Source organism: Micromonospora sp. NPDC005298 (assembly GCF_040607375.1).
Lineage (GTDB): Bacteria > Actinomycetota > Actinomycetes > Mycobacteriales > Micromonosporaceae > Micromonospora.
The window spans coordinates 1-16,217 of the sequence record NZ_JBEXGP010000032.1 but is presented as its reverse complement, the minus strand read 5'-3'; the positions used below and the strand labels follow the sequence as shown (position 1 = coordinate 16,217).

Below are 16,217 nucleotides of genomic sequence, written 5' to 3'. Positions count from 1 at the left end.
GACGGCCCCGCCGCACGGCCTTGTGGGGTGTGCTGTCCCGGCACGCACTAATCTTGGTGGCATGTCGAGCCCCGCCGAGCGGTACGCAGCGGCGCGCCGCCGGGCCGCGCAGTCCGCACAGTTCCCCGCTCTGGAAGAGTTCGCCCTCGACCTGGGGTTCGATCTGGACGACTTCCAGCGCGAGGCGTGTCAGTCGCTGGAGCGGGGCAGTGGCGTGCTGGTCTGCGCCCCGACCGGTGCCGGCAAGACAGTGGTGGGCGAGTTCGCCGTACACCTGGCCCTGCGCGGGCGGCCCGACGACCCGGCGGCGGCCGACGCGGCGGCGACGCCCCGGCGCAAGTGCTTCTACACCACGCCCATCAAGGCGCTGTCCAACCAGAAGTACCACGACCTGGTCGCCAGGTACGGCGCCGAGCAGGTCGGCCTGCTCACCGGCGACAACGCCATCAACGGCGACGCTCCCGTGGTGGTGATGACCACCGAGGTGCTGCGCAACATGCTCTACGCGGGCTCCAGCACCCTGCAGGGCCTCGCCTACGTGGTGATGGACGAGGTGCACTACCTCGCCGACCGGTTCCGTGGCGGCGTGTGGGAAGAGGTGATCATCCACCTGCCCGCCTCGGTGACGCTGGTGTCGCTGTCGGCGACGGTGTCGAACGCCGAGGAGTTCGCCGACTGGCTGGTCACCGTGCGCGGCGAGACGGCCGTTGTGGTCAGCGAGCACCGGCCGGTGCCGTTGTGGCAGCACATGCTGGTCGGCAAGCGGATGTTCGACCTGTTCCACGACGCCGACGCGGCCCGCAAGCACGACGTGCACCCGGAGCTGCTGCGCTACACCCGCGACACGGTGCGTCGCCTGGAGCTGGGGGAGGGGCGCAGCGCGGGGCCGGGCGCCGGTCGTCGCGGCCCCCGCTGGCGTGGCCCGATGCGCCCGGACATCGTCGACCGGCTGGACCGCGAGGGTCTGCTGCCGGCGATCCTGTTCATCTTCAGCCGGGCCGGCTGCGCCGCCGCCGTGCAGCAGTGCCTCGCGGCCGGGCTGCGGCTCACGTCGCCCGACGAGCGGGCCGAGATCCGCCGGGTCGTCGAGTCCCGGGTCACCGCCATCCCCGGCGAGGACCTGTCGGTGCTGGGCTACTGGGAGTGGCTCGACGGTCTGGAGCGCGGCCTGGCGGCCCACCACGCCGGCATGCTGCCGGTGTTCAAGGAGATCGTCGAGGAGCTGTTCGTCCGGGGCCTGGTCAAGGCGGTGTTCGCCACCGAGACCCTCGCCCTGGGCATCAACATGCCGGCCCGCTGTGTGGTCCTGGAACGGCTGGTCAAGTACAACGGCGAGGCGCACGTCGACCTGACCCCGGGGGAGTACACGCAGCTCACCGGGCGCGCCGGCCGGCGGGGCATCGACGTGGAGGGGCACGCCGTGGTGGTGTGGTCCCCGGAGACCGACCCCCGGCACGTCGCGGGGCTCGCCTCCACCCGCACCTATCCGCTGCGCTCCAGCTTCCGGCCCTCGTACAACATGGCGGTGAACCTGGTCGGCACGGTCGGCGCGGAGCCGGCCCGGGCGCTGCTGGAGTCGTCGTTCGCGCAGTTCCAGGCGGACCGGTCGGTGGTCGGCCTGGCCCGGCAGGTGCAGCGCAACACCGAGACCATCGAGGCGTACGGCGCGGAGGCCGCCTGCCACCACGGCGACTTCGACGAGTACTTCGCGCTGCGGGTGGCCATCGCCGACCGGGAGAAGGCGATCGCCCGGCAGGGGCAGACCCAGCGCAAGGCCGCCGCGGTGGCGTCATTGGAGCGGCTGCGGGTCGGTGACGTGATCCGGGTGCCCTCGGGCCGTCGCGCCGGGCTGGCCGTCGTCCTGGACCCGGCGACCGGCGGGTTCGGCGAACCCCGGCCGCTGGTGCTCACCCAGGACCGCTGGGCGGGGCGGGTCAGCCCGGGTGACTTCACCACCCCGGCCGAGGTGCTGGCCCGCATCCGGGTGCCCAAGCACTTCAACCACCGGTCGCCGGGCGCCCGACGGGACCTGGCCGCCGAGGTCAGTGGCACCGGCCTGGACCGGCACGGCGGTCGACGCGGTGGCCGGTCCCGGCAGACGCCGGGCGACGACCACCAGCTCGCCCAACTGCGCACCGAGCTGCGCCGGCACCCCTGTCACGCCTGCCCGGAGCGCGAGGAGCACGCCCGCTGGGCGGAGCGGCGCCGGCGCCTGGAGCGCGACACCGAGGAGCTGCGCGAGCGGGTCTCCGGGCGTACCGGGTCACTCGCCCGGACGTTCGACCGGATCGTCGCGTTGCTGACCGAGCGCGGCTACCTCGCCCGCGACGGCGCGGTGACCGACGCCGGCCGGATGCTCGGCCGGATCTGGACCGAGGCGGACCTGCTGGTCGCCGAGTGCCTGCGCCGGGGCGTGTGGGACGGCCTGTCCCCGGCGGAGCTCGCCGCCGCCGTGTCCGTGGTGGTCTTCGAGGCCCGCCGGGACGTCGACGAGCGGGCGTCGCTGCCCCGTGGCCCGGTGGCGGACGCGGTCGACGAGACGCTGAAGCTGTGGGGCGAGATCGAGGCCGACGAGGCGGCGCGCGGCCTCACCGCCACCCGCGAGCCGGATCTCGGCTTCGCCTGGCCGGTCTTCCGGTGGGCGCGCGGCGAGGCCCTGGCCAAGGTGCTCGGCAGCGGGCACGAGATCGACGGTGAGATGCCGGCCGGTGACTTCGTCAGGTGGGCGCGGCAGGTCGTCGACCTGCTCGGTCAACTTGCCGACTCCGGCGGCGCGTCGCCGGAGCTGCGCGCGACCGCCCGGCAGTCGATAGCGGCCATCAACCGGGGCGTTCTGTCGTACCACACCTCCGCCTGACGATCACTTTCGGTCACCGGCCGACGGTGAATCGACGCAGCGGACTGTCACCGCGACAGCACCCCCCGGATCGTCCGGAGGACACTGTTGCGCCTGGTGGAGGTAGCCCCGATCATGGCCCGGGCGTCGTGTCCGCGCGCCGGTGACGAATGGGGAGAGGTCCGTCGTGGCGGAGATCAATCACTTTGAGTACGGCTGGATCACGCCCGCGCTGAGCTACGCGCTGTCCGTGCTCGGCTCGGTCCTCGGGCTGGTCTGCGCCGGTCGGATCCGCACCGCCCGCAGCGCCGGGCAACGCGCCTGGTGGGGGCTGCTCGCCGCCTGGGCGCTCGGCGGCACCGCCATCTGGGCCATGCACTTCATGGCCATGCTGGGCTTCGCCGTCGAGGGCACCCGCATCCGGTACGACGTGCCCCTCACCGCCGCCAGCACCGCCATCGCCGTGGTGGCGGTCGGCATCGGCCTGGCCATCGTCGGCACCGGCCGGCTGAACCCGGCGCGGCTGATCGCCGGCGGCGTCTTCACCGGCGCCGGCGTCGCCGCGATGCACTACACCGGCATGGCGGCGATGCGCCTCAACGGTGACCTCGGGTACGACACGACGCGTGTCGTCCTGTCGGTGGTCATCGCGGTCGTGGCGTCGACGGTCGCGCTGTGGCTCGCGATGACCGTCCGCCGCGGACTGGCGATCTTCGCCTCGGCGCTGGTGATGGGCGTCGCGGTGAACGGCATGCACTTCACCGGCATGAGCGCGCTCTCGGTGCACCGGCACGAGGCGCGTGGCGCGGTGACCGGCGCCGGCGTGGGCGCCCTGCTGGTGCCGATCGTCCTCGCGGTGGTCTTCGGGGTGGTCGGTCTGCTCTACGCGCTGCTCGCCGCGCCCACCGACGACGACCGGGCGGCGGCCGCGTACCTGGACGCGCGGCGGTCGCCCGAGCCGACGCCGACGACGCCCACCGCCGCGCCGGATCCGGTCGGGCTGCGGGCCCGCTCCACGCTCGGGCAGCCCGGCACGCCGTTCCCGTCCCGGCGGGACAACCCGCCCCGCTAGACGACCGTGGGTCGGCTCTGCCGCTCGCCTGTGGTGTCGGTGTTGAATGTGAGGGCCGTTCGACAGCGGCTCGGCACCGGTGACCACAGAGGAGACAGAGTTGAACTTCCTGCGTCTCGGCCCGGCCGGTCGGGAGATCCCGGCCGTGCGGCACGACGGTACGAGCTTCGACCTGCGGTCCCTCACCGCCGACCTGGACGGGGCGTTCTGGTCGGCCGACGGGGTCGCGCGTACCCGGGAGGCGCTCGAGCGCGGCGAGCTGGCCGAACTGCCCGACGCGGACGCGCTGCGGGTGGGCGCGCCGGTCGCACGACCCAACAAGATCGTCTGTATCGGGCTCAACTACCGCGACCACGCGGCGGAGACGGGCGCCCCGCTCCCCGCCGAGCCGGTGGTGTTCATGAAGGACCCGATGACGCTTGTCGGGCCGTTCGACGACGTCCACGTCCCGCGCGGGTCCACGCAGACCGACTGGGAGGTCGAGCTGGCCGTCGTCGTCGGCACGACCATCCGCTACGCCGACTCCCCGGAGCAGGCCCTGCGGCACGTCGCCGGGTACGCGCTGTCGCACGACGTGTCCGAGCGCGGTTTCCAGCTCGAACGCGGAGGCCAGTGGGACAAGGGCAAGAGCTGCGAGACGTTCAACCCGCTGGGGCCGTGCCTCGTACCGGCCGACGAGGTCGGCGACCCGCAGGCGCTGTCGCTGCGGTTGTGGGTCAACGGGGTTCTCCGCCAGGACGGCACGACCAAGGACATGATCTTCCCGGTCGCGCACGTCCTCTGGTACCTCAGCCAGTTCATGGTCCTGTACCCCGGCGACGTGATCAACACGGGGACGCCGGCCGGGGTGGCGCTCGGCCTGGCGGACCATCCGTACCTGCGCGCGGGCGACGTGGTGGAGCTGGAGATCTCCGGTCTGGGGCGGGCGCGGCAGACGCTGGTGGCGGCATGAGCGGGGAGTTCGCCGGGCTGGCCGCGATCGTCACGGGCGGGTCGTCGGGCATCGGACGCGCCACCGCCGAGGAGTTGCGGGCCCGGGGCGCCCGGGTGGGCGTCCTGGACCTCGACCCGGGTGGGCTGCCCGAGGGGCTCGCCGGCTTCGCCACCGACGTGTCGGACCGCGCGTCGGTGGCGGCGGCCGTCGCCGCCGCCGCGGACACCCTCGACGGCATCGACGTGGTGGTGAACAACGCCGGGATCGGGGCGACCGGCACCGTCGCCGACAACACCGACGACGAGTGGCGCCGTGTGCTCGACGTCAACGTGGTCGGCATGGCGAGGGTCGTCGGCGAGGCCCTGCCGTGGCTGCGCCGCTCGGAGCACGCGTCGGTCGTCAACGTCTCGTCCATCGCCGCGCTCAACGGCCTGCCCGGCCGGGCGCTCTACTCGGCCAGCAAGGGCGCCGTGCTGTCGCTGACCCTCGCCATGGCCACCGACCACGTCCGCGAGGGGATCCGGGTCAACTGTGTGTGCCCCGGCACGGCGGACACCCCGTGGGTCGGGCGCCTGCTGGCACAGGCCGACGACCCGACCGCCGAGCGGGCCGCGCTACAGGCCCGCCAACCCATTGGACGCCTCGTGACACCGCAGGAGGTGGCGAACGCGATCGTCTACCTCGCGTCGCCCCGGACGGGCTCCACCACGGGTACGGTGCTGGATGTCGACGGCGGCGTCACCCACCTGCGGGTCCGGCCGTGACGAGCGGGCCGGCGGGGGTGTGAGATGCGGATCGCGCTGTTCGTGACCTGCCTGGCCGACACCATGTTCCCGCAGGCCGCGACGGCGACGGTCCGCCTGCTGGAGCGGCTGGGCCACGAGGTGGTCTTCCCGCCGGACCAGACCTGTTGCGGGCAGATGCACATCAACACCGGCTACCCGTCCGACGCGGTGCCGCTGGTACGCCGGCACGTGCGGATCTTCGACCCGTACGACGTGGTCGTCGCGCCGTCCGGCTCCTGTGTGGGTTCGGTGCGGCACCAGCACGCGATGGTGGCCCGACGGGCGGGCGACACGGCGTTGACGAGCCGGGCGGAGTCGGTGGCGGCCCGCACGTACGAGCTGTCCGAGCTGCTCGTCGACGTGCTCGGGGTGACGGACGTGGGCGCGTACTTCCCGCACCGGGTCACCTACCATCCGACCTGCCACTCGTTGCGGATGCTGCGGGTGGGCGACCGGCCGCGGACACTCCTGCGCGCGGTGCGGGGCCTCGACCTGGTCGAGCTGCCGGCGCAGGAGCAGTGCTGCGGGTTCGGCGGCACGTTCGCCGTGAAGAACGCGGAGACCTCCACGGCGATGCTGGCGGACAAGATGCGCCACGTGCTCGCCACCGGAGCCGACGTGTGCACCGCCAGCGACGCCTCCTGCCTGCTGCACATCGGCGGCGGGCTGTCGCGGCTGCGCACCGGCGTCCGCACCGTGCACCTCGCCGAGATCCTGGCGTCCACCGAGCACGACCCGGCGGTGCGAGGATGACCGGCCCGACGTTCCTCGGCATGCCGGCGACCGCGCCGCCCGGTGTGGGACACCTGCGCGGCGACGAGTCGTTCCCGGCGGCCGCGCGGCGCAGCCTGGCCGACCCGCAGCTGCGGCGCAACCTGCGGCACGCGACGACCACGATCCGGGCGAAGTCCGCCGCGGTCATCGCCGAGTCGCCGGACTGGGAGCGGTTGCGCGCGGCCGGCGCGGCGATCAAGGCCGACACCCTCAACCGGCTGCCGGAGCTGCTGGAGCAGCTCGAGGCGAGGGTCACCGAGGCCGGCGGCGTGGTGCACTGGGCCGCGGACGCGGTGCAGGCCAACCGCATCGTCACCGACCTCGTGAGGGCGGCCGGCGCGGACCGGGTCATCAAGGTCAAGTCGATGGCCACCCAGGAGATCGGCCTCAACGAGGCACTGGACGCGGCCGGGATCACCCCCGTCGAGACCGATCTCGCAGAACTCATCGTGCAGCTCGGCGACGACCGGCCGAGCCACATCCTGGTTCCCGCGATTCACCGCAACCGGGCGGAGATCCGGGAGATCTTCCTGCGTGAGATGCCGGGCGTCGACCCCGCGCTCACCGCCGACCCGGCGGCCCTGGCCGCCGCCGCGCGCCGCTACCTGCGCGAGACGTTCCTGAGTACGCCGGTGGCGGTGTCCGGGGCGAACTTCGCCGTCGCCGAGACCGGCACACTGGCCGTGGTCGAGTCCGAGGGCAACGGCCGGATGTGTCTGACCCTGCCGCGCACCCTGATCACCGTCATGGGCGTGGAGAAGGTCGTGCCGACCTGGCGGGACCTGGAGCTGTTCCTCCAACTGCTGCCCAGGGCGTCGACCGGGGAGCGGATGAACCCGTACACGTCGATGTGGACGGGTGTCACTCCCGGAGACGGGCCGCAGGCGTTCCACCTGGTCCTGCTGGACAACGGCCGCAGCGCGGTGCTCGCCGACGAGGTGGGTCGGCAGACGTTGCGGTGTATCCGCTGCTCGGCCTGCCTCAACGTGTGCCCGGTTTACGAACGGGCCGGCGGGCACGCCTACGGCTCGGTGTATCCCGGGCCGATCGGGGCGGTGCTGTCGCCGCAGCTCACCGGCATCGACGACAACGCCTCCCTGCCGTACGCGTCGACGCTGTGCGGCGCGTGCTACGACGCCTGCCCGGTGAAGATCAACATTCCGGAGGTGCTGGTGCACCTGCGCGCCGAGGCCGTCGACGCGCGACGCCGGCCCACCGCCGAGTCGATCGCGATGGCCGCCGCCGCGTACACGATGGACCATCCCCGGCTGTACGAGGCCGCGCAGCGCGCCTCCCGCCTGAGCCGGCTCGCCGGCCGGCGTGGTCGTGGCCTGCCGCCACCGTTGAACGGCTGGACCGGCAGCCGCGACCTGCCGGAGCCGCCGGCGCGCACGTTCCGCCAGTGGTGGGCCGAGCGGTGAGCGACCGGGACCTCGTCCTCGGCCGGCTGCGGGCCGCGCTGGCCTCCGGCGCCCACACTCCGGTGGAGGTGCCGCGCGACTACCGGCACACCGGCACGCTCGACCTCGACCAGTTGGTGGACCGGCTGGTCGACTACCGGGCGCACGTGCACCGGGTCGCCGAGGCGGCAGTGGCCGACACCATCGCCGACATCCTGCCCGCCGGCGGCACGGTGGTCGTACCCCCGGGTCTGCCCCCGGCCTGGCTGCCGCCGACGGTGACCGCGCTGCCCGACGACGACCTCGACCACGCGCGGATCGGCGCCGCCGACGCCGTCGTCACCGCGGCGGCCGTCGCCGTCGCCGAGACCGGCACGGTCGTCCTGGACGGCTCGCCCGACCAGGGCCGCCGGGTGCTCAGCCTGCTGCCGGACCGGCACGTGTGCGTCCTGCGGGCCGCGCAGGTGGTGGCCACCGTGCCGGAGGCCCTCGCCCGGTTGGCGCCGCGGCGCCCGCTGACCTGGATCAGTGGGCCGTCGGCGACCAGCGACATCGAACTCATCCGGGTGGAGGGTGTGCACGGCCCGCGCCAGCTGCACGTCATCCTGCTGCCCTGACCGGCTGCCGAGCCTCAGCGCCCGGCGTCGACGGTGAGGGTGGCCAGCAGCCCGGGGTGGTCGGTCGCGCCGCCCATGCCCACCGACCCGGTGCAGCAGACTGTGACGCCGGTGCTGACCAGGACGTGTTGCACCGCGCCGTCGTCGATGCTGGCGTGGCCCGGCGGTGCGCAGGACCGCACGTCGGGGTCGCCACCGCGCCGCAGGTTGAGGTCGCCGCTGAGCACGGTGGGTGCGTACCCGGTGCGCCGGCGGATGCCCGGCAGGACCTCGTCGAGCAGGTGACCGCACTGGGCGAGTGCCACGGCGGAGCTGGTGGCCGCCAGGTGGGTGGTGCACACCGAGAACGCGCCGTCGACGTGGACACACAGCCAGCTGCGCTCCTCGGGGTCGGTGCGGTCCTGGATCGGGTGGATTCCGCTGTGCACCGTGTGGCGGGTGCCCGGCGTCGTCAGGCGGGCGAGCACCCCGATGCCGTACGACCGGCCGTTGCGGCACCGGGTGTCGGCGCCACTGGGGCGGTCGCCGGCCGCCCGGAAGGCGGACACGACACTCGCACCTTCGTGCACGGACGCGAACGCGCGCTCCAGGGTTGCCACGTCGTCCTGGCAGATCTCGTTGAGGGTGACCAGGTCGGGCCGTTCGGCGCCGATCACCTCGGCGGCTCTGGCCATCGACCGACCGGTGTAGCAACTGGCGCGGCCACTGTTGCACAGGTTCATCTGCAGCAGCCGCAGGGTCGTGGGTGCGGGGGAGTCGGCCACCGAGGATCCGGAGGGCATCCCGGCGACGGCGATCAGGCAGCCGACGGCGAGGGCGCGGCGCAGCCCGCCGGGAGCGCGGGGGACGTCGGCGGGCGCCTGCGCGGACATGCGGGCTCCGGGGGCAGGAGGCGACAGTCTTCGCCGAGGTGCCAGTGATCGTACTGCCGGTCGGTCGCCGGCAGGAGCCGGCGCGGGCCCTATCGTGGATGGATGATCACGTGCGTCGTGCACTACACGATCGACCCGACGCGGATCGAGGCGTTCGAGCGCTTCGCCCGCGCCTGGATGGACCTCGTGGCCCGGCACGGTGGCCTGCACCACGGCTACTTCCTGCCCGCCGAGGGCGCCAGCGACCGGGCCGAGGCGCTGTTCAGCTTTGAGAGCCTGGCGGCGTACGAGCGGTACCGGGCGCACTTCGGCAGCGACCCGGACTTCGTGGCGGCGGACCGCATCCGCGACGAGTCGGGCTGTGTGCTGCGCTACGAGAGGACGTTCATGCGTCCGCTCCTGCCCAACGACCAGGCGGCCGTACCGCGCTGAGGCGGGCCGTGCGGGTGAGGGTGGACCCCGCACGGCCCGTGTCAGCTCAGCGGCGCGGTCGGGGCGTGCTGCGCGGCAGCACGTACGGCGGCCCGGCGACGATCAGGTCGGACTTCAGCTCCTGGTACGCCCGCTTGGGCTGGTAGTTCTCGTCGTAGATGGTGGCCAGACCCTCCGGCGGGTCGTTGAACCAGTCCGGCACCCACGAGTACTTGTCGCTGAAACCCCAGACGGTGTACGACAGGCAGCTCCGGACGGCGAGACACGCCTTCATCAGCACGCTGAAGTTGGCGGCCGACGCCTGTAGGCGGGGGTTGATCTCGGCCGGGTCGCCGGCCTGGACGCCCGCGGTCATCTGGCTGCGGACGTCGACCTCGGTGAACGCGGTGGCGAGACCCAGCCCGGCGAACCTCTTCAGCGCGGCGGTCACCTGGAGGGTGTCGAAGTTGCCGTACTGGGTGCCGAGGTGGCCCTGTGAGCCCACGCCGTCGATCGGGACGCCCTGCCGGAGCAGGCCCTTGGCCATGTCGTACACGAACTGCGTCTTGTCGTCGGCGGGGTTGCCGGAGCCGAACGCCTCGATGTTGTAGTCGTTGTAGAACAGCAGCGCCTTCGGGTCGGCGGCGCGCGCCCAGCGGAACGCGTCGGCGATGTAGTCCGGGCCGAGGTTCTGCGCCCAGAAGCCCTTGTAGTGCAGCGTGTTCGGGGTGTCCCAGGGGTCGCTGACCGCCTCGTTGACGACGTCCCACTGCCAGATCTTGCCCTTGTAGCGGTTGACGACTGTGGTGATGTGCTTGCGCAGCAGTTCGCGCAGCTCCTGCTTGCTGATGGATCCGTCGGCGACTCCGCTGGTCAGCCAGGCGGGCAACTGGTTGTGCCAGACCAGCACGTGGCCGCGCACGCTCTGCCGGTTGCGCTTGGCGAACTCGACGAGCTGGTCGGCGGCGGCCCAGTCGTAGGTGCCGCGGGTGGGCTCCAGGCTCTCCCACTTCATCGCGTTCTCCGCCGTGACGGAGGTGAACTCGGTGGCGGCCAGCCGGCGGTACTGCGGGTCGCTGGCGTCGGTGAGGGCCGCCGCGTTCACGGCGGTGCCGACGTGCAGGCCGTGGCGCAGGCCGAGGGCGCCCAGGCTCTGCGCCGTCGGGTCGTACGGCCGGCTCGCGGTGGCCGGGACGGTGTTCAGTGCCGCGACGGTCGCGACGGCGACCACCCCGACAGTGATCAGCTGTCTTGGCTTCATTGCCTTCCCTTCATTGATCGACAACTTTCGATCATGAGAGCGAGAGTGCGGGTCCGGTGCGGGTGTGCGGGAGGGTGCGGCCGGTGCCGCGGGTGCGGAGAGGAGGACCTGAAACGTGCCCGAAACGTTAAGCCGATCGATGTCCGCCGTCAACCGTGAAAACTTTCGGAAATCCATCCGGTGAGCTGGGGGACCTTCGGTCCGTTCGGGACCGAAAATTTCGGTGCCACCGGCCGTGGTGTGGGGCGGTCGACAGAATCGGCGGGCCCAGCCACCGGCCGCCGGCAGGACCGGCGATGATGGTCCGGTGAAGATCCTGTCCATCCAGTCGTCGGTCGCCTACGGCCACGTCGGCAACTCGGCCGCCGCGTTCCCCCTGCAACGGCTCGGGCACGAGGTCTGGCCGGTCCTGACCGTCCACTTCTCCAACCACACCGGCTACGGCGCCTGGCGGGGGCCCCTGCTGGACCCGGCCCAGGTGGCCGAGGTGATCGCCGGCATCGGGGACCGGGGGGTCCTGGGCAGCGCCGACGCGGTGCTGTCGGGCTACCAGGGCGACCCGGCGATGGGCGCGGTGATCCTCGACGCGGTGGACACCGTCAAGGCGGCCAACCCGGACGCCGTGTACTGCTGCGACCCGGTGCTCGGCGACGTCGGCCGGGGCATGTTCGTCCGACCCGGCATTCCCGAGTACATGCGCGACGTCGTGGTCCCCCGCGCCGACATCATCACCCCCAACCACTTCGAGCTGGACTTCCTCGCCGGTCGTGCGACCACCACCCTGACCGAGGTGCTGGACGCCGTCGACGTGGTCCGCGCCACCGGGCCACGGCACGTGCTGGTGACCAGCGTGCTGCACGCCGACGTGCCCGCCGGGTCACTGGAGGTGGTCGCCGTCTCGGAGGAGGGCGCCTGGTCGGTGACCACGCCCCTGCTGCCGATCAACCCGAACGGCGGCGGCGACGTCACCGCGGCGCTGTACCTCGCGCACCTGTGTACGACGGGTTCGCCCGCCACGGCACTGGAGCGCACCATCAACTCGGTCTTCGCGATCCTGGAGGCCACCCTCGCGGCCGGGACCCGGGAGATCCAGCTCGTCGCCGCACAGGACACGATCGCCGCGCCCCCGGCCCGGTTCACCGCACGCCGACTGCGCTGAGGGCGCCGGCCGGCGGGCAGCCTCGCGTCGTCCTCACCGACGGTGCGGGCGACCGGGGTACGCCCGGCGTCACCTAGGAGGTGATCCGGCGTCCAGCCGGACCTCGTAGTTGTAGTGGCGCAGGTAGGAGCCGGGCTTGTTCACCGACTCGAACGACACCCCGCCTCGATGCCGCTGCCCTGCAACAGCCCGCTGGTGTACGTGGTGAAGCTGTTCGGGGCGCCGGTGCCGGACCGCGCGCCGTAGAGGTTCCCGTTGGCCAGGTTCTTGTAGTAGAGGTACGTGGTGGCACCGTCGACGACGACATCGCCGTCGAGGATCCCGAAGCCGGGGCTGAAGAACACCTGTGGCGCGCTGACCGTCCGGAAGTCGCTCGTGTAGTTGACCAGGAGGACGTCCTGGCCGTTGTTCGCCGAGTAGACGATGGCGTACTGCCCGCGGGCGGCGTCCCAGAAGGCGGTGGGCGCCCAGGTGTGGGTGTTCAACGTGTGCATCCGGATGCGGCGGTAGCCGGTGAAGCCGGTCAGGTCCGTCGTCGAGTCCCACACGTGCAGGTACTGGCTGTTGAGGCCGAAGTTGGTGCCCTTGAGGTCGGTGGCGAGCACGACGAAGGTGCCGTCCTGCTTGCGGAGCACGAAGGGGTCCCGCAGGCCCAGTTGGCCGGCGGTCGGTGTGGCGACCGGGTTGTTCTGGTTCAGTGGTGTCCAGTTCAGACCGTCCCTGCTGACGGCGAGGTGCAGGCCGTAGTCGGCGCCCAGGAACTGGGGCGTCTCGGTGAAGTAGGCCATCAGGTACGCGGTGTTCGGCGCCGCCAGGGCGGCGCGCGGCAGTGTGAGCGCGCCGGTGGCGGCGGCAGCGGTGGACAGTGCGCCCAGGGCGAACGCGCGTCGGGTCAGCGGCACGGGGGCGACCTTCCGGAGGAGCGGGGTGGGTCGGGCGTCGGGGGGTGACCGTCGTCCGGTCCGCGACGGACCGGGCATCGATACAGACCTATCAATGTGATCGTTAACATACGCGCCGGTACGGGCAGTCGCAACCCCTGCGCAATGCGCGTCAGGTGCGGAAGTCGTCGGGCGTCCGGGGTCCCGTGCCGTCCGGTGCGCGGCCGTCGTCCGGGTCCGGAGTCCGTCGAGCCGCGTCTCCGAGCCCGTGACGCAGGGTCGACGCGGGGAGCGCCCGCACTCCGTTGACGGCCGACCGGCCGCTCAGTACGGTGCATCGTAAATCATGGATGTCAGCGTTGATACGACAATGCGGCGACGGGATGACGATGGTGACGTCGCGCATCGGTGAAATCCCAGGTCAAGCACGTGACAAACGAGCTCCGGAGGTGTCAGTGGGCAGGTGTTAGCGCTAACAGATCATTGCAATCGCGCCGATCACGGATCCGGTCGATCGGCAGCCGGCGTCGCGGCAGGCCGCCGCGACCCTCTCAGGGAGTAACCGTGAAGGTGGCAATCCGAAGCACAGCCCGCAGCAACCACGGCGCCAGGCGTCGCCTCGCCTGGCTGATGAGCCTGATCTGCGTCGTCGCACTGGTCCCGGGCACGGCCAGGGCGGACAACCCCATCGTCCAACACATCTACACCGCCGACCCGGCCCCGCTGGTGCACAACGGCCGGGTGTACCTCTACACCGGCCACGACGAGGACGGCTCCACGTACTTCACGATGAAGGAGTGGCGGGTCTGGTCGTCCGCCGACATGGTCAACTGGACCGACCACGGCTCGCCGCTGAACGTCGGCACCTTCAGCTGGGCGAGCGCGAACGCGTGGGCCGGCCAGGTCATCGCCCGCAACGGCAAGTTCTACTGGTACGTGCCGGTGACCAGCCGGGCGACCAACTCGATGGCCATCGGCGTGGCGGTGGCGGACAGCCCCACCGGCCCGTTCCGCGACGCGATCGGCCGGCCCCTGGTGGGCAACGGCGAGATCGACCCGACCGTCTTCATCGACGACGACGGGCAGGCCTACCTGTACTGGGGCAACCCGAACCTGTGGTACGTGAAGCTGAACGCCGACATGATCTCCTACTCCGGGTCGGCGACCAAGATCCCGCTCACCACGGCCGGATTCGGCACCCGCAACGGCAACGCGAGCAGGCCCACCCTGTACGAGGAGGGGCCGTGGGTCTACAAGCGAAACGGCACCTACTACAACGTGTTCGCGGCGGAGTGCTGCTCGGAGTTCATCGCCTACTCCACGGCCCCCGGACCCACCGGACCGTGGACCTACCGGGGCACGATCATGCCCAGGCAGGGCGGTAGTTTCACCAACCACGCCGGAGTCGTCGACTTCAACGGCGGCTCGTACTTCTTCTACCACAACGGCGCCCTGCCCGGCGGTGGCGGCTACACCCGCTCGGTCGCCGTGGAGAAGTTCGCCTACAACTCCAACGGCACCTTCCCGACGATCACCATGACCAGCACGGGCGCGCCACAGGTCGGCACGCTGAACCCGTACGTCCGGCAGGAGGCCGAGACGATCGCCTGGGGCTCCGGCATCGAGACCGAGGTGTCGAGCGAGGGCGGGATGAACGTCGGCTGGATCGAGAACGGCGACTACATCAAGGTCAAGGGTGTCGCGTTCGGCGCCGGCGCGACGTCGTTCACCGCCCGGGTCGCCTCGGCGGGCAGCGGTGGCCGGATCGAGGTACGACTCGACAACAGCAACGGCCCGCTGGTGGGCACCTGCACCGCCCCGGTCACCGGAGGCTGGCAGACCTGGACCAACACCACCTGCGCGGTCAGCGGGGCGACCGGTACGCGGGACGTGTTCCTGCGCTTCGCCGGCGGCAGCGGCAACCTCTTCAACGTCAACTGGTGGCAGTTCGCCGGCACCGGCGGCGGCGTCGACAACAACCTGCTCACCAACGGCAACCTGGAGAGCGGCACGACGGGTTGGGGCGCCATCGGCGCGGCGGCGATCTCGTCGAACACGGCAGTCGTGCACGGCGGCACCGGGTCGCTGTCGGTCACCGGCCGTACCGCGTCCTGGAACGGACCCAGCCAGGACGTGACCTCGAAGCTCACCAACGGCAAGAGCTACACCACGAGCGTCTGGGTACGGTCGCAGAGCGGTACGCCGGCGGCGAAGGCGACCCTCTCGTTGACCGCCAACGGCACGACGAACTACCTGCAACTCACCCCGGCGACCGGGGTGAACGCCAACGGCTGGACCCAGCTCACCGGCACGGCGACCGTGTCGTGGAGCGGAACGCTCACCGGCGCCAGCTTCTACGTCGAGACGGCCGAGGGGACCGACAGTCTCCTCGTCGACGACGTCTCCTTCCAGTGACGCGTCGGTGCCGGGGTCACGTCCGTGTGGCCCCGGCACCGTGGACCGCCCGACTTGACGAACGGCATGTTATCGCTCACAGTCGATGGTTGAGGGCGGCCGCACCGTGGAGCTCACCGGGCGAGCCTGCCGACCGTCCCTCGGCACACGACGTCCGCCCAGGGCATGCCGGACGTCGTGTCAGGACCCCGATCAGTGGCGCCGTCGACGGCCGCCGTGCTCTCGCCGCGTCCGCGACCACCGCACCGCTTCTGGGTGCCGCGCCTCCATCGCTGGAACCACCACCACAGAGAAGGACTTCGCATGAACCACAGAAGAGCCCTGCGAGCGGCGGTGACCGTCGCTGTCACGGGCGCGCTCGCCGCCGGGATGGCGATGACGCTGTCCACCTCGGCCAGCGCCGGAACGACCCTCGGGGCGTCGGCGGCCGAGAAGGGGCGCTACTTCGGCGCCGCCGTCGCGACGGGCAAGCTCTCCGACGGCACGTACGTCGGGATCCTGAACCGCGAGTTCAACAGTGTCGTGGCCGAGAACGAGATGAAGTGGGATGCCACCGAGCCGCAGCAGGGGCGGTTCAGTTATTCCGGTGGTGATCGTCTGGTGAGTCATGCCCGTGCGAACGGGATGAGTGTGCGGGGTCATGCGCTGTTGTGGCATCAGCAGCAGCCGGGGTGGGCGCAGGGGTTGTCGGGTGCGGCGTTGCGCAGTGCGGCGATCAATCATGTGACGCAGGTGGCGACGCATTTTCGGGGTCAGATCTATGCCTGGGATGTGGTGAACGAGGCGTTCGCTGATGGTGG

15 protein-coding genes are annotated in these 16,217 nt (G+C 71.7%); 11 read left to right on the top strand and 4 right to left on the bottom strand.

Annotation, left to right across the window (positions count from 1 at the left end; all coding sequences use genetic code 11):
• Positions 1-61 precede the first annotated feature (61 nt).
• From ABZS77_RS27820 to ABZS77_RS27790, 7 genes are all read left to right on the top strand, one after another.
• Complete coding sequence (locus tag ABZS77_RS27820; RefSeq protein WP_354828794.1) at positions 62-2,857, top strand: DEAD/DEAH box helicase; 2,796 nt, start codon at positions 62-64, stop codon at positions 2,855-2,857.
• Positions 2,858-3,023: 166 nt separating this feature from the next.
• Positions 3,024-3,908: an MHYT domain-containing protein gene (locus ABZS77_RS27815; protein WP_354828791.1), complete on the top strand. Its 885-nt coding sequence runs from the start codon at positions 3,024-3,026 to the stop codon at positions 3,906-3,908.
• A 100-nt stretch (positions 3,909-4,008) separates the two neighbouring features.
• Positions 4,009-4,860, top strand: coding sequence for a fumarylacetoacetate hydrolase family protein (locus tag ABZS77_RS27810; RefSeq protein ID WP_354828788.1), 852 nt, complete (start codon positions 4,009-4,011; stop codon positions 4,858-4,860).
• Positions 4,857-5,606: an SDR family oxidoreductase gene (locus ABZS77_RS27805; protein WP_354828785.1), complete on the top strand. Its 750-nt coding sequence runs from the start codon at positions 4,857-4,859 to the stop codon at positions 5,604-5,606. The genes ABZS77_RS27810 and ABZS77_RS27805 overlap by 4 nt, the downstream gene beginning before the upstream one ends.
• Positions 5,607-5,630: 24 nt before the next feature.
• Positions 5,631-6,380 carry a (Fe-S)-binding protein gene (locus ABZS77_RS27800; protein WP_354828782.1) on the top strand — a complete coding sequence of 250 codons (750 nt, stop codon included), beginning with the start codon at positions 5,631-5,633 and terminating at the stop codon, positions 6,378-6,380.
• Positions 6,377-7,822, top strand: a complete 1,446-nt coding sequence (locus ABZS77_RS27795; protein ID WP_354828780.1) for a LutB/LldF family L-lactate oxidation iron-sulfur protein — start codon at positions 6,377-6,379, stop codon at positions 7,820-7,822. The genes ABZS77_RS27800 and ABZS77_RS27795 overlap by 4 nt, the downstream gene beginning before the upstream one ends.
• A complete protein-coding gene (locus tag ABZS77_RS27790; RefSeq protein WP_354828777.1) occupies positions 7,819-8,418 on the top strand; it encodes an LUD domain-containing protein in 600 nt (199 codons plus the stop codon). The genes ABZS77_RS27795 and ABZS77_RS27790 overlap by 4 nt, the downstream gene beginning before the upstream one ends.
• Positions 8,419-8,432: 14 nt before the next feature.
• On the opposite strand, the gene ABZS77_RS27785 is transcribed toward ABZS77_RS27790, so the two are convergent.
• Positions 8,433-9,290 carry an endonuclease/exonuclease/phosphatase family protein gene (locus ABZS77_RS27785; RefSeq protein WP_354828774.1) on the bottom strand — a complete coding sequence of 286 codons (858 nt, stop codon included), beginning with the start codon at positions 9,288-9,290 and terminating at the stop codon, positions 8,433-8,435.
• 102 nt (positions 9,291-9,392) lie between these two features.
• Here ABZS77_RS27785 and ABZS77_RS27780 point away from each other — a divergent pair, with 102 nt between their 5' ends.
• Positions 9,393-9,722: an NIPSNAP family protein gene (locus ABZS77_RS27780; protein ID WP_354828772.1), complete on the top strand. Its 330-nt coding sequence runs from the start codon at positions 9,393-9,395 to the stop codon at positions 9,720-9,722.
• Positions 9,723-9,768: 46 nt separating this feature from the next.
• Here ABZS77_RS27780 and ABZS77_RS27775 read toward each other — a convergent pair whose 3' ends face one another.
• A complete protein-coding gene (locus ABZS77_RS27775) occupies positions 9,769-10,962 on the bottom strand; it encodes an endo-1,4-beta-xylanase (protein WP_354828769.1) in 1,194 nt (397 codons plus the stop codon).
• Positions 10,963-11,269: 307 nt separating this feature from the next.
• Between ABZS77_RS27775 and pdxY the strand changes: the two genes are divergently transcribed.
• The gene (gene pdxY / locus ABZS77_RS27770) at positions 11,270-12,121 is read left to right on the top strand and encodes a pyridoxal kinase PdxY (RefSeq protein WP_354828766.1); all 852 of its coding nucleotides are present in this window, start codon (positions 11,270-11,272) and stop codon (positions 12,119-12,121) included.
• A gap of 69 nt (positions 12,122-12,190) precedes the next feature.
• Here the strand turns inward: pdxY and ABZS77_RS27765 are convergent, their stop codons facing one another.
• Both ABZS77_RS27765 and ABZS77_RS27760 read right to left on the bottom strand, forming a co-directional pair.
• Positions 12,191-12,265, bottom strand: coding sequence for a hypothetical protein (locus ABZS77_RS27765; RefSeq protein ID WP_354828916.1), 75 nt, complete (start codon positions 12,263-12,265; stop codon positions 12,191-12,193).
• Positions 12,262-13,023, bottom strand: coding sequence for a hypothetical protein (locus ABZS77_RS27760; protein ID WP_354828764.1), 762 nt, complete (start codon positions 13,021-13,023; stop codon positions 12,262-12,264). The genes ABZS77_RS27765 and ABZS77_RS27760 overlap by 4 nt, the downstream gene beginning before the upstream one ends.
• Positions 13,024-13,632: 609 nt before the next feature.
• Here ABZS77_RS27760 and ABZS77_RS27755 point away from each other — a divergent pair.
• Both ABZS77_RS27755 and ABZS77_RS27750 read left to right on the top strand, forming a co-directional pair.
• Positions 13,633-15,417 (top strand): family 43 glycosylhydrolase, encoded by a 1,785-nt coding sequence (locus tag ABZS77_RS27755; RefSeq protein ID WP_354828913.1) that lies wholly within the window; start codon positions 13,633-13,635, stop codon positions 15,415-15,417.
• A gap of 303 nt (positions 15,418-15,720) precedes the next feature.
• The coding region (locus tag ABZS77_RS27750) for an endo-1,4-beta-xylanase (RefSeq protein ID WP_354828761.1) at positions 15,721-16,217 on the top strand (497 nt) is incomplete at its 3' end.

Coding starts and splice junctions, on each gene's coding strand:
- ABZS77_RS27820 (WP_354828794.1), top strand. CDS start 62: ATGTCGAGCCCCGCCGAGCGGTACGCAGCGGCGCGCCGCCGGGCCGCG.
- ABZS77_RS27805 (WP_354828785.1), top strand. CDS start 4,857: ATGAGCGGGGAGTTCGCCGGGCTGGCCGCGATCGTCACGGGCGGGTCG.
- ABZS77_RS27800 (WP_354828782.1), top strand. CDS start 5,631: ATGCGGATCGCGCTGTTCGTGACCTGCCTGGCCGACACCATGTTCCCG.
- ABZS77_RS27795 (WP_354828780.1), top strand. CDS start 6,377: ATGACCGGCCCGACGTTCCTCGGCATGCCGGCGACCGCGCCGCCCGGT.
- ABZS77_RS27785 (WP_354828774.1), bottom strand. CDS start 9,290: ATGTCCGCGCAGGCGCCCGCCGACGTCCCCCGCGCTCCCGGCGGGCTG.
- ABZS77_RS27780 (WP_354828772.1), top strand. CDS start 9,393: ATGATCACGTGCGTCGTGCACTACACGATCGACCCGACGCGGATCGAG.
- ABZS77_RS27775 (WP_354828769.1), bottom strand. CDS start 10,962: ATGAAGCCAAGACAGCTGATCACTGTCGGGGTGGTCGCCGTCGCGACC.
- ABZS77_RS27755 (WP_354828913.1), top strand. CDS start 13,633: ATGAGCCTGATCTGCGTCGTCGCACTGGTCCCGGGCACGGCCAGGGCG.